Raw genomic sequence first — 13,047 nt, 5'->3', positions numbered from 1 at the left:
TGAGAATAACGATGCAAACACAAAAACCGACACTTGAACTGCTGGCCTGTGATGCCGCCTATCGTGAGAATCCGACAGCATTGTTCCATCAGGTCTGCGGCGCTCGCCCGGCGACGTTGTTGCTGGAGTCTGCCGATATCGACAGCAAAAATGATCTGAAAAGCCTGCTGCTGGTCGACAGCGCGTTGCGAATTACCGCTTTAGGTGACACTGTCACCATTCAGGCGTTATCTGCTAACGGTGCATCGCTGCTCCCTCTGTTGGATGCCGCCCTGCCCGCAGGTGTTGACAATGAGAAACAGCCAAACGCCCGCCAGTTGCGTTTTCCGGCCGTAAGCCCATTGCTGGATGAAGATGCCCGCTTATGTTCGCTTTCCGTTTTTGACGCTTTTCGTTTATTGCAGGAACTGGTCAACGTTCCGGCGCAAGAGCGTGAGGCGATGTTCTTCGGCGGTCTGTTTTCCTACGATTTAGTCGCCGGATTTGAAGATTTACCTCAGCTTGAAGCGGGTAACCGTTGCCCTGACTACTGCTTCTACCTGGCTGAAACACTGATGGTCATCGACCACCAGAAAAAAAGCACTCGCATCCAGGCCAGCGTATTCACCCCCAGTGAAGAGGAAAAACGCCGTCTGAATGCGCGTCTGGCACAGCTGAGCCAGCAGTTAACCGAACCTGCGCCGCCGCTACCGGTCACGGATGTACCAGACATGCGCTGCGAGTGCAATCAGAGCGACGAAGAGTTCGGTGCAGTCGTACGTAGCTTGCAAAAAGCCATTCGTGCAGGCGAAATTTTCCAGGTGGTCCCTTCTCGCCGTTTTTCGCTTCCTTGCCCGTCACCACTGGCCGCTTACTATGTGCTGAAGAAGAGCAATCCCAGCCCGTACATGTTTTTCATGCAGGATAATGATTTCACACTGTTCGGTGCATCTCCGGAAAGTTCACTGAAATACGATGCCACCAGCCGCCAGATTGAGATCTACCCGATTGCCGGGACCCGCCCTCGCGGTCGTCGTGCAGACGGAACGCTGGATCGCGATCTCGACAGTCGTATTGAACTGGAGATGCGCACCGATCACAAAGAACTTTCTGAGCACCTGATGTTGGTGGACCTTGCACGTAACGACCTGGCCCGAATCTGTACACCGGGCAGCCGCTACGTTGCTGATCTGACCAAAGTTGACCGCTATTCATTTGTTATGCACCTGGTCTCCCGCGTCGTGGGCGAACTGCGTAACGATTTAGATGTCCTGCATGCTTACCGCGCCTGTATGAACATGGGTACGCTGAGCGGTGCGCCAAAAGTTCGCGCCATGCAGCTTATCGCGGAAGCGGAAGGTCGCCGCCGCGGTAGCTATGGCGGAGCAGTAGGCTATTTCACTGCCCATGGCGATCTGGACACCTGCATTGTGATCCGCTCCGCGCTGGTGGAAGACGGCATTGCCACCGTACAGGCCGGTGCCGGGATTGTTCTGGATTCTGTTCCGCAGTCTGAAGCCGATGAAACTCGTAATAAAGCACGTGCGGTTCTGCGTGCTATCGCTACCGCGCACCATGCACAGGAGACATTCTAATGGCTGATATTCTGCTGCTCGATAACATCGACTCTTTCACCTATAACCTGGCAGATCAGCTGCGTACTAACGGTCATAACGTCGTCATTTACCGTAACCATATTCCGGCACAGACGTTAATTGACCGGTTAGCGACTATGAAAAACCCGGTACTGATGCTCTCGCCAGGCCCCGGTGCGCCAAGCGAAGCAGGCTGTATGCCGGAACTGTTAACCCGTCTGCGCGGTAAGCTGCCGATCATCGGCATTTGTCTGGGACATCAGGCGATTGTCGAAGCCTACGGTGGATATGTGGGTCAGGCTGGTGAAATTTTGCACGGCAAAGCCTCCAGCATTGAGCATGACGGCCAGGCTATGTTCGCAGGTCTGGCGAATCCGCTGCCGGTAGCGCGCTATCACTCGCTGGTAGGCAGTAACGTTCCAGCCGGACTGACCATTAACGCCCACTTTAACGGCATGGTGATGGCGGTGCGCCATGACACCGATCGCGTGTGCGGTTTCCAGTTCCATCCTGAGTCGATTCTCACCACCCAGGGCGCACGTTTACTGGAACAAACGCTGGCCTGGGCGCAACAGAAGCTGGAACAAACCAACATCCTGCAGCCAATTCTGGAGAAACTGTACCAGGCTCAAACGCTCACACAACAGGAGAGCCACCAGCTGTTTTCCGCCGTAGTACGTGGTGAACTGAAGCCCGAACAACTGGCCGCTGCGCTGGTGAGTATGAAAGTGCGTGGTGAGCATCCAAATGAAATCGCTGGTGCAGCCACCGCTCTGCTGGAAAATGCCGCACCGTTCCCGCGTCCGGACTATCTGTTCGCCGATATCGTTGGTACCGGCGGCGACGGCAGCAACAGTATCAATATTTCCACCGCCAGCGCGTTCGTCGCCGCAGCCTGTGGGTTAAAAGTAGCTAAACACGGTAACCGTAGCGTATCCAGTAAGTCTGGATCCTCGGATCTGCTGGCGGCATTTGGCATCAATCTGGATATGAACGCCGATAAATCCCGGCTGGCGCTCGATGAACTGGGCGTCTGCTTTCTGTTTGCGCCGAAGTACCACACCGGTTTTCGTCACGCAATGCCGGTCCGCCAGCAGCTAAAAACCCGCACGCTGTTTAACGTGCTTGGACCGCTGATTAACCCGGCGCATCCGCCGCTGGCGCTGATCGGTGTCTACAGTCCGGAGCTGGTACTGCCGATTGCCGAAACGCTGCGCGTACTGGGATATCAGCGTGCGGCCGTGGTTCATAGCGGCGGAATGGATGAAGTTTCACTGCATGCGCCAACCATCGTAGCTGAGCTGCATGATGGCGAAATCAAGAGTTATCAGCTGACAGCGGATGACTTTGGCCTGACGCCATACCATCAGGAACAGCTGGCAGGCGGCACTCCGGAAGAAAACCGTGACATTCTCAGTCGCTTGTTACAAGGTAAAGGTGAAGCCGCTCACGAGGCTGCTGTTGCCGCGAATGTCGCCATGTTAATGCGCCTGCACGGTGAAGAAGATTTAAAAGCCAATGCGCAAACTGTGATTAATGTACTGCGCAGCGGAGCGGCTTATGACCGTGTCACTGCACTGGCAGCAAGAGGGTAAATGATGCAAACCGTTTTAGCGAAAATTGTCGCAGACAAGGCGATTTGGGTAGACGCCCGCAAACAGCAACAACCACTGGCCAGCTTTCAAAATGACGTTCAGCCGAGCTCCCGTCATTTCTACGATGCGCTGCAGGGGACCCGCACCGCGTTTATTCTGGAGTGTAAAAAAGCGTCCCCGTCAAAAGGCGTGATCCGCGATAACTTCGATCCGGCTCAAATTGCGGGTGTGTATAAACATTATGCTTCAGCGATTTCTGTACTGACCGACGAGAAATATTTTCAGGGAAGCTTTGATTTCCTGCCAATTGTTAGCCGCATCGCACCGCAGCCGATCCTGTGTAAGGACTTTATTATCGATCCTTACCAGATTTACCTGGCGCGTTATTACCAGGCGGATGCCTGTCTGCTGATGTTATCGGTATTAGACGACGAGCAATATCGCCAGCTCTCCGCCGTGGCTCACAGTCTGAAAATGGGCGTACTGACGGAAGTCAGTAACGAAGAGGAACTGGAACGCGCGATTGCACTTGGCGCAAAAGTCGTCGGTATTAACAACCGTGATTTACGTGACCTGTCGATTGACCTGAATCGCACCCGCCAGCTGGCACCGCGACTGGGTCACGGCGTAACCGTCATCAGCGAGTCCGGCATCAATACCTACGGCCAGGTACGTGAACTTAGCCACTTCGCCAATGGTTTCTTGATTGGATCCGCGTTGATGTCCCATGACGATCTCCATGCCGCGGTGCGTCGCGTTCTGCTCGGCGAAAATAAAGTGTGCGGCCTGACCCGGGCGCAGGATGCAAAAGCTGCGTATGAAGCAGGTGCGATCTATGGCGGGTTAATTTTTGTCCCCTCTTCTCCGCGCGTCGTTGGTGTTGAGCAGGCACGTGAGGTCATGGCAGGCGCACCACTACAGTATGTCGGCGTGTTTCGTCATCACGATATTGATGACGTGTGTGTAAAAGTCAAAAATCTGGCGCTCACAGCCGTGCAATTACACGGCAACGAAGATCAGACATATATCGATACGCTGCGCGCCGCATTGCCGGAACACGTGCAAATCTGGAAAGCGTTAAGCGTTGGTGAGTCACTGCCTGCCCGGAGCTATCAACATGTTGATAAATACATTTTCGACAACGGGCTCGGCGGCAGCGGTCAACGTTTTGACTGGACACTTTTAGGCGGACAATCGCTGGATAACGTTCTTCTGGCTGGCGGACTTGGCGCAGATAACTGCGTTGAGGCAGCTAAAACCGGCTGTGCCGGTCTCGATTTCAATTCTGGCGTAGAGTCGCAGCCGGGCATCAAAGACGCTCGTCTTCTGGCTTCGGTCTTTCAAACACTGCGCGCATATTAAGGAAAAGGACATGACAACATTACTCAACCCCTATTTTGGTGAATTTGGTGGCATGTATGTGCCGCAGATTCTGATGCCAGCGCTGCGTCAACTGGAAGAAGCATTCGTCAGTGCGCAGAAAGACCCTGAGTTTCAGGCTCAGTTTACCGATCTGCTGAAAAACTATGCGGGTCGCCCTACTGCACTGACCAAATGCCAGAACATCACCGCAGGCACAAACACCACGCTGTATCTCAAGCGTGAAGATCTGCTGCACGGCGGTGCGCACAAAACCAACCAGGTGTTGGGCCAGGCGTTACTGGCAAAACGCATGGGGAAAACCGAAATCATCGCGGAGACCGGCGCGGGTCAGCACGGTGTTGCGTCTGCTCTCGCCAGTGCTCTGCTGGGCCTGAAGTGCCGCATTTACATGGGTGCAAAAGACGTCGAACGCCAGTCGCCAAACGTCTTCCGTATGCGCCTGATGGGTGCAGAAGTGATCCCGGTACACAGCGGTTCCGCCACGCTGAAAGATGCCTGTAACGAAGCGCTGCGCGACTGGTCTGGCAGTTACGATACCGCGCACTATATGCTCGGTACGGCGGCTGGCCCGCACCCATTCCCAACCATTGTGCGTGAATTCCAGCGCATGATCGGGGAAGAAACCAAAGCGCAGATCCTGGAAAAAGAAGGCCGCCTGCCGGATGCGGTTATCGCTTGTGTCGGCGGTGGTTCAAATGCTATTGGCATGTTTGCTGATTTCATAAACGACGCCAGCGTCGGTCTGATTGGCGTTGAGCCGGGTGGTCACGGAATTGAATCCGGTGAACACGGCGCACCATTAAAGCATGGTCGCGTCGGGATTTACTTCGGTATGAAATCCCCCATGATGCAGACCGAAGAGGGACAGATTGAAGAGTCCTACTCGATTTCCGCGGGCCTGGACTTCCCGTCAGTCGGGCCACAGCATGCTTATCTGAACAGCATCGGTCGTGCTGACTATGTTTCGATTACCGATGACGAAGCGCTGGAAGCCTTTAAAACGCTGTGTCTCCATGAGGGAATTATTCCGGCACTGGAATCTTCTCACGCCTTGGCACACGCATTGAAAATGATGCATGAAAACCCGGAAAAAGAGCAGTTGCTGGTGGTCAATCTCTCCGGTCGCGGCGACAAAGACATTTTCACCGTACACGATATTCTGAAAGCGCGAGGGGAAATCTGATGGAACGTTATGAAAGCCTGTTTACCCAGTTGAAAGACCGCAAGGAAGGCGCTTTTGTCCCTTTCGTCACCCTCGGCGATCCTTCTGTTGAACAGTCACTGAAAATTATTGATACATTGATCGACGCCGGTGCCGACGCGCTTGAACTTGGTATTCCGTTCTCTGACCCACTGGCTGACGGCCCGACAATTCAGGAAGCCACATTACGTGCGTTTGCAGCAGGCGTCACGCCGTCGCAGTGTTTTGAAATGCTGGCGCTGATTCGTCAGAAGCACCCTGCCATTCCTATTGGCTTGCTGATGTACGCCAATCTGGTCTTCAGCAAAGGTATTGACGAGTTTTACGCTCAGTGTGAAAAAGTCGGCGTGGATTCTGTGTTAGTGGCTGATGTGCCAATTGAAGAGTCAGCACCGTTCAGGGCTGCTGCATTACGCCATAACGTTGCACCTATTTTCATCTGCCCGCCGAACGCTGACGACGAACTGTTACAACAGATTGCCGCCAGTGGCCGCGGTTATACCTACCTGCTTTCGCGGGCAGGCGTAACAGGTGCAGAAAATCGGGCAGCGTTACCGTTGCACCATCTGGTCGAAAAATTGAAAGAATACAATGCGCCTCCCGCCTTACAGGGCTTTGGTATCTCTGCGCCTGAGCAGGTAAAAGGGGCGATTGAAGCAGGTGCTGCTGGCGCCATTTCCGGCTCAGCGGTTGTAAAAATCATCGAAAAAAATGTTTCAGCTCCGGAACAGATGCTGTCTGAACTGAAAGCTTTTGCCAGTGCGATGAAAGCCGCCACCCGTCAGTAATTTATAAAGCCGCCAGAACTTCCTCTGGCGGCTTTTATACTTTTGCCAGTTTCATCTTATACATTTCGTTATCCGCATTCTGGATTGCCACATCCAGCTCACCATTAACTTCTGCAATACCCCATGACACCGACAGCGGCACTGTATGACCATCCACCACAAATACGTGGCTGTTGACCTGCCCACTAATACGCTCGGCTATGGCAAGAGCATCACTCGCCTGGGAGCGAAACAGCAGGATCATAAATTCATCCCCACCGGTGCGGATCACGATATCGTGACTGGTTCGGGTGTTAGACAGCATTCTGTTGGCAATAGTTTGCAGCGCACGATCCCCAGCCGCATGGCCCCAGGTGTCGTTGACAGCCTTGAACTTATTACAGTCCAGCAGCACCACTGAACAGTGTGATAAATCCCGTCGTTTGATAATGTCGAGGATCTTGCGATTAAAACAGCCGGTCAGGGCGTCGATATATACCTTGAGATCACTCTCATTAAGCCATGTTTTCAACGAAAAGCTGATCATAATGAAGAAGAATGGCGCCAGGAGAATAACAATCCCGGCCTGGGGATCCCGCACCATAAATCGGCTGAGTGAGATTGAATAATGCAGGGCATATTTTTCTGACAAACTTCTGACCGAGTAGTGGGCGCCATTACATTTTCCGGATAAACAAAGACTCTCCAGGTTGAGTAAATTGACCAGCGCCACGTTAAGTCCCGCCGGGATCCGATACTCAAACGCGTTCGCCAGCGCCTCCTTTAGTTCCGGCTTCGCATGGTCATAAACCAGGTACGCCACAATATGGTCAGTGACTTCTTTACCTGAAAGATCGTAGATATAACTCACCACGCTAAACGCCTTTTCACCGGTAATTTTATCGGTATAAAAGTTCGTTGAACTGAGAGCTTTGTTTTTGACATTTTTTTGCAGTAATCGGGTATAAAAATCGACGGGCGGATAGAAAAAACTGGAAACATCCTTCGCCATCTCAGAATCAGAATAATTGAAGTTACGAGCATCGGCAGGCATAAACCAGTAAAAATAGTCAGCATCCTTGGCGATGATATAACGATGTGCATCGAAGGTCCCCGGATTCAGCTCGTTCACCTTCCCTCGAATAAACTCAGCCGCCGTGTACATACACAGAGCCTGACTACTGATTTTTTTGGCGATAATACTCCCCGATGCCGAATGTACCCGCGCTCGATCGGCATTGATTCCCCATTCGTCCTTATTCCGCGGAACGAATTGCGACATATCGCCACATTGCCCGGCATTTCTGATGTGATGATAGCGTTCCCCAATTGCATCAGAGAGAAGTTCATTGTCGTTAAAAATGTCCATCATGCGCGATTGCAGACGGTTGATCCCTTCACTCGCAGTGGCCATACGTTGTTCGTAAATGATAAACAGGAACAACGAGGTAAATATCAGAGTAATCAGGCCCGATACCAGCAATGCCTGCCTGTTTCTGAGCTTATCCTGCACAATCTTCACGAACCCACCCTGATAGTTAACAGTATGACCAAACCAATTACCCGCTTATATTGTTGCATAACAGCCCTGAGTGCTTGTCAAAGATGTCAATTATTCTGTTACTGATGATAAGGTGAAGTCACACCGTCTCCGAGAGATAAAGTTACAGATTTATTTAAAAAAAGAACATATTTTGTTAACAAAAATCAAGAGTTAGCTATCACCAGCGATCGGACAGACCGCCCGACAATCGCTTACGCCCGCAACATAACCAGTTTCGATTTCACAGACAGGGCTGGCGCTGCAGCGAGAATTTGTTTCAGGCGATAAGTTTGCTTAAAGAGTAGCATTACATTGAAGGGGAAAAGGCCGGATGAGAAGTACAGAACATAAAAAAAGGAGACGGAAGTGCCAGTAATGATGGCGCGGCACTGGCTGGCCAATTCGCATTACCCTCGTGACATAAGTCGTTGGCAATACAGAAAATCAGGGACCAGAATGGGTGCATCCTCTGTCAATACCGCGCCGATTTCCCCTTGCTTTGGTTCCCCCCTAAATTAAACGCTTTGAGAGGGAAGCAGCGGAAGTTGAGACTCAATGATGTCTCAGTTGTCCATTGCTATGTTTAGGTCCTATTCGACCTGCCTCTATCAGAATTTCCTCTATGAGTTCTTCAAGGCACTCCTTTCCATGATGATCACAGACAAGATGCACCTGTCGGGAAATTTCTTCGTGCTTCATACCATCACATAATGCTGCCTTGAGCATTAAGGTGGCCCATCGTTTTGCTTCAGAGTGAGTTAGCATAACCCCTCCCGATATTTGATACCTCTATAAGCGTAGCTGTCTGGGTGTGAATCACCGGACTTTCCTGGCTTCATAAGTCTAGCGGACTCGAAGAAGATCTGCGTATCTGGTGGTATAACGAGGAGAGAGCATTTCTCGCTTCATCTGCCACTGTTGCTGGATCCCCTGCCCGGCGAAATACAACGTCCCTCTGCCCTCTTTAGCATTCAGGTGATCCAGTACCTCCATCAATTTTTCACTGCCTGCACGCGGTGCGTTATCATCAAACAAATTGAGCTGGGCCACGCCCTGGCTGTAAAAATCACCCAGCATGACTCCCGCTTTCTGATAGCGGTATCCAGTTTTCCATATGGCATCCAGGCTTCGTATCGCTGCAGCAATGATATCCCTGCTGTCCTGAGTTGGAGTAAGCAGCTTCACCGATGCACTGTTACTGTAAAACGGTTCATTCAGCGCAAATGGCGAGGTTTTAACGAAAACGGATATGAACCGGCAATACTGATGTTCGCTACGCAGTTTTTCCGCAGCTCGCGACGCATAGCTGCAGATAGCCTGACGCATAGCCTCATATCCGGTGATCCATTCACCAAACGACCGGGAACAGACTATTTCCTGTTTAGCCGGTGCAAATTCTTCCAGCGCCAGACAAGGTTCAGCACGCAATTCACGTACCGTTCTTTCGAGTACGACAGTGAAATGCTTGCGAATAAAACGGATGTCGGTATCAGCCAGATCCAGAACCGTTTTAATCCCCATGCTGTCCAGTTTTTTGCTGATACGGCGACCCACCCCCCAGACTTCATCGACAGGCAATGCAGCCATGAGTTTGCGCTGTCGCTCAAGATTCGATAAGTCCACAACACCGCCCGTCTGCCGCGGCCACTTTTTTGCCGCATGGTTAGCCAGCTTGGCCAACGTTTTGGTCTGGGCAATGCCGACCCCGACAGCGAGGTGAGTGCGCTGTTGTATTGTTGCGCAGATTTCCCTGCCGAAGTCGGTCAGATCACGACAATTCCTTACGCCCGTCAGATCGCAGAACGCCTCATCTATACTGTACATCTCCACGCGGGGGGACAACTCTTCCAGTGTGGCCATCACCCGGAGACTCATATCCGCGTAGAGTTCATAATTACTGCTAAAACACACTACTCCGCAGCGGCGAAACAAATCCTTTTGTTTGAAATATGGATCGCCCATTTTTACCCCAACGGCTTTTGCTTCAGGACTTCGGGCTATAACACAGCCATCGTTGTTTGACAGAACGACAACCGGCCTTCCCTTCAAATCTGGCCGGAATGCCGTCTCACACCTGGCATAAAACGCGTTCACATCAACCAGTGCAAACATGATTAGACAGTCGCTTTTACGATAAACGTCACCACACCAAAGACATCCAGCGTCTCCTCGCTACCCAGCAGAATGGGAGCGTAGGCGCTGTTCTCCGGTTTAAGCATAACTGTCGGGTGAAGTTGCAGACGTTTAACCGTGAATTCACCATCGATAGCAGCAATAACAATATCGCCATGAACTGCTTTTCTGGAACTGTCGACGACCAGCAAATCACCATTACTGATCCCTGCCCCAATCATGGAATCCCCGGAAGATTTTACAAAATACGTTGCGCTGGGGTGACGCACTAACAACTCATTCAGGTCAATACGCTTCTCAACATAGTCCTGAGCTGGCGAGGGGAATCCGCAGGGCACATGGTCACTGAATAGCGGGAAGCTTTTGATTTCGCGGAGTTCCGCAGGCTGGAAAAACAACATGATGATCTGCCTTCACAATAACTGTATTTATATACAGTAGTATTTTATGGAAAACAGATCAAGAAAGGGATGTCCATGCTGATTTTGCCTGCTGCAGGCTTAACGATATTGCGGTTCATCCTGTCGCATTTTTGCAATCAAGTTACCGAGTTTTTCCTGTTGATTACCATCATCATCGAAGTTATCTGCCGCTAACCATTTTTCGTAGGCGATGCGCAACGCAGGATACTCACCGTCAATGATTGAATACCAGGCGGTGTCACGGTTGCGCCCGCGGTACACAACGGCCTGGCGGAAAATGCCTTCAAATCGGAAGCCGAAGCGTTCTGCCGCCGCTCGGGACGGAGCATTGAGTGAGTCGCACTTCCATTCCAGCCGGCGATAACGGAGCTCCTCAAAAACATAGCGAAGCAGCAGCGCCATAACCTCCGTAGATATACGCGTACGCTTCATGCGCGGCGAATAGGTCACATAGCCGACCTCAATGACCCCGTTAGCGGGATCAATCCGCATAAGTGCAACCGTACCAGACGGCTTGCCGCTGGCCTTATCAATCACAGCGTAATGCAGCGGATCGCGCAACGTTTCGGCACTCTGCAGACTGGTGCGGTAGGATACTTCACTCTCGAAAGGTCCTGACGGCAGATAGGTCCAGTCGCGCTCATCCGGCGCTTCGCAGTATGCCTCATAAAGATCAGCTGCATGACGTTCAGCGCTGATGCGTTCAAGCCGACAATAGCGACCTTCCAGTGATTTTTCACCGGGAATTTTCGCGCCACTCCAGCCAGAGAGTTCGGCGCCGACAGGCTGGTTAAAGCGATTCATTATATTAGTCATGGTGACGATCAGCTCCTTTGAGACGGGATCATTAACAGAGTCAGAGGATGAAATAATTGTGGTATCCTGAAAAGAGCCACGGCTTTAGTTTTTGATAGGTCCACGACATATGTTTGATATCACCGCCCCTCTGACGCCGGGGGCAATCTCCCCAGGCGGTGAACCGCTATCTCTGCAAAAACAGCTTACAGAGCGTATTCAGCAGGCGATTCTGAGTGGCCACCTGCCAGCGGGCTCGAGCCTGATATCATCCCGAACGCTGGCAAAAGAGCTCGGTGTATCGCGGAATACCGTTGTGAACGTTTATGAACACCTGGCAGCAGAAGGGTATATTCTGGCCGATCGCCAGGGCACTCGTGTGGCATCCCTGTCAGGCGCCGACCGCAAAAACGTCTCCCCGGTATCGCCGGACACGCCCGCAGTCCGTCTGGCTGATCGCCTCAGACCGATTCTGGAAACCCCGTTACAACCGGTACACGATGCACTGTTATCTCCCGGCATGCCCGCAATCAGGGAATTTCCGCTGGCTGCCTGGCGACGCTCCCTTGACCGGGCGGTCAGACAGTTGCAATCCCACTCGCTGGGCTATAGCGAACCGGCAGGCGAACGCACTCTACGAGAAGCGATAGCAACGCATCTGTATGTTGCGCGCGGAGTGCGTTGCGATGTTTCCCAGATAATCGTGACCGAGGGAGCAAAACAGGCGCTGGAGCTTTGCGTAACGCTGCTGACAGATCCTGGCGATACGGTCTGGATGGAAGACCCCGGCTATCGTGGGGCAAAGGCAGCATTCTCTGCTGGTAATTTGCATACGGTATTGATGGCGGTGGACGAAGAAGGTATACGCGTACCAAAGGATGCATGGACGACCCATACACCAAGGCTAATTTATACCTCCCCTGCCCATCAATATCCCACCGGGGCGGTGATGTCCGTCGCCAGACGACTGGCGCTGATTTCAAAAGCCAGCCGCACCGGAGCATGGTTGATAGAAGACGACTACGATGGCGACTTCAGGCACTCTGGCGGACCGATAGCCAGCATGCAGGGACTCGTATCACATACGCCTGTACTCTACATCGGCTCGTTCAGTAAGACGATGTTTCCCTCCTTAAAGCTGGGATTCCTTGTACTTCCTGCGCGCGTAATGGCACAGGCAAAAACGGTATTGAATGAAATTCTCCGAAATGGCCAACAATTGCAGCAGATGGCTATGGCTGATTTCATGAAAAGTGGAGAGTTTGGCCGACATCTGGGGCGGATGCGACGACTCTACCGCGAGCGCCAGCGTATTTTACGCGAGGCGCTGATAGCCGACTTTTCACCAGATCAGATTCTCGGGGGTAAATCAGGAATGCACCTGACGCTGAAGCTGGCAGCGGGAGATGATGACAAAAGGATCGCTGAATTAGCCCACCAGCATGGTCTGGGCGTTCAGGCTTTGTCATCATTCTGTACGAGGCCCGGCGCGGTTTCTGGTCTTGTGATTGGCTACGGAAATACCTCCAGTAACGATATTCCGGCGGCGATCGGCATGCTTACAGACCTGATTAAACAAGGGCGGAACGTCAAAACATGCCGCAGTTAAGCGTGAGCGTACGTAACATCCAATT

Annotated in this window: 10 protein-coding genes; 6 read left to right on the top strand and 4 right to left on the bottom strand. The window is 52.2% G+C overall.

Going from position 1 to position 13,047, the window contains the following annotated elements; translation table 11 throughout:
• Window positions 1-11: 11 nt before the first annotated feature.
• Genes OGX98_RS19410 through trpA form a run of 5 tightly spaced genes read left to right on the top strand, consistent with a single transcriptional unit; the run spans window position 12 to window position 6,541 of the window.
• A complete protein-coding gene (locus OGX98_RS19410; RefSeq protein ID WP_284096852.1) occupies window positions 12-1,574 on the top strand; it encodes an anthranilate synthase component 1 in 1,563 nt (520 codons plus the stop codon).
• Entirely contained in the window at window positions 1,574-3,169 is a 1,596-nt protein-coding gene (gene trpD / locus OGX98_RS19405) for a bifunctional anthranilate synthase glutamate amidotransferase component TrpG/anthranilate phosphoribosyltransferase TrpD (RefSeq protein WP_045443535.1), read from the top strand. The genes OGX98_RS19410 and trpD overlap by 1 nt, the downstream gene beginning before the upstream one ends.
• 3 nt (window positions 3,170-3,172) lie before the next feature.
• Window positions 3,173-4,531 (top strand): bifunctional indole-3-glycerol-phosphate synthase TrpC/phosphoribosylanthranilate isomerase TrpF, encoded by a 1,359-nt coding sequence (gene trpCF, locus OGX98_RS19400; RefSeq protein WP_045449642.1) that lies wholly within the window; start codon window positions 3,173-3,175, stop codon window positions 4,529-4,531.
• A gap of 10 nt (window positions 4,532-4,541) precedes the next feature.
• Window positions 4,542-5,735 carry a tryptophan synthase subunit beta gene (trpB, locus tag OGX98_RS19395; protein ID WP_045443538.1) on the top strand — a complete coding sequence of 398 codons (1,194 nt, stop codon included), beginning with the start codon at window positions 4,542-4,544 and terminating at the stop codon, window positions 5,733-5,735.
• Entirely contained in the window at window positions 5,735-6,541 is an 807-nt protein-coding gene (gene trpA, locus OGX98_RS19390) for a tryptophan synthase subunit alpha (RefSeq protein ID WP_045443540.1), read from the top strand. The genes trpB and trpA overlap by 1 nt, the downstream gene beginning before the upstream one ends.
• 34 nt (window positions 6,542-6,575) lie before the next feature.
• Here trpA and OGX98_RS19385 read toward each other — a convergent pair whose 3' ends face one another.
• The 4 genes from OGX98_RS19385 to OGX98_RS19370 all read right to left on the bottom strand — a co-directional run bounded on the left by OGX98_RS19385 (window position 6,576) and on the right by OGX98_RS19370 (window position 11,434).
• The gene (locus tag OGX98_RS19385) at window positions 6,576-8,042 is read right to left on the bottom strand and encodes a GGDEF domain-containing protein (RefSeq protein WP_286595799.1); all 1,467 of its coding nucleotides are present in this window, start codon (window positions 8,040-8,042) and stop codon (window positions 6,576-6,578) included.
• Window positions 8,043-8,906: 864 nt separating this feature from the next.
• Window positions 8,907-10,175, bottom strand: coding sequence for a Y-family DNA polymerase (locus OGX98_RS19380; protein WP_286595798.1), 1,269 nt, complete (start codon window positions 10,173-10,175; stop codon window positions 8,907-8,909).
• Between the two features lie 2 nt (window positions 10,176-10,177).
• Window positions 10,178-10,597 (bottom strand): translesion error-prone DNA polymerase V autoproteolytic subunit, encoded by a 420-nt coding sequence (locus OGX98_RS19375; RefSeq protein WP_045443549.1) that lies wholly within the window; start codon window positions 10,595-10,597, stop codon window positions 10,178-10,180.
• 99 nt (window positions 10,598-10,696) lie between these two features.
• Complete coding sequence (locus tag OGX98_RS19370) at window positions 10,697-11,434, bottom strand: GNAT family N-acetyltransferase (protein ID WP_286595797.1); 738 nt, start codon at window positions 11,432-11,434, stop codon at window positions 10,697-10,699.
• Window positions 11,435-11,543: 109 nt separating this feature from the next.
• Here OGX98_RS19370 and pdxR point away from each other — a divergent pair, with 109 nt between their 5' ends.
• The gene (gene pdxR, locus OGX98_RS19365) at window positions 11,544-13,022 is read left to right on the top strand and encodes a MocR-like pyridoxine biosynthesis transcription factor PdxR (protein WP_048221375.1); all 1,479 of its coding nucleotides are present in this window, start codon (window positions 11,544-11,546) and stop codon (window positions 13,020-13,022) included.
• Window positions 13,023-13,047: the final 25 nt, after the last annotated feature.

Origin of the sequence: Citrobacter sp. Cm046 (assembly GCF_030333065.1) — a bacterium.
Classification (GTDB): domain Bacteria; phylum Pseudomonadota; class Gammaproteobacteria; order Enterobacterales; family Enterobacteriaceae; genus Citrobacter; species Citrobacter murliniae.
This window is presented reverse-complemented; position numbering and strand designations above follow the sequence as displayed.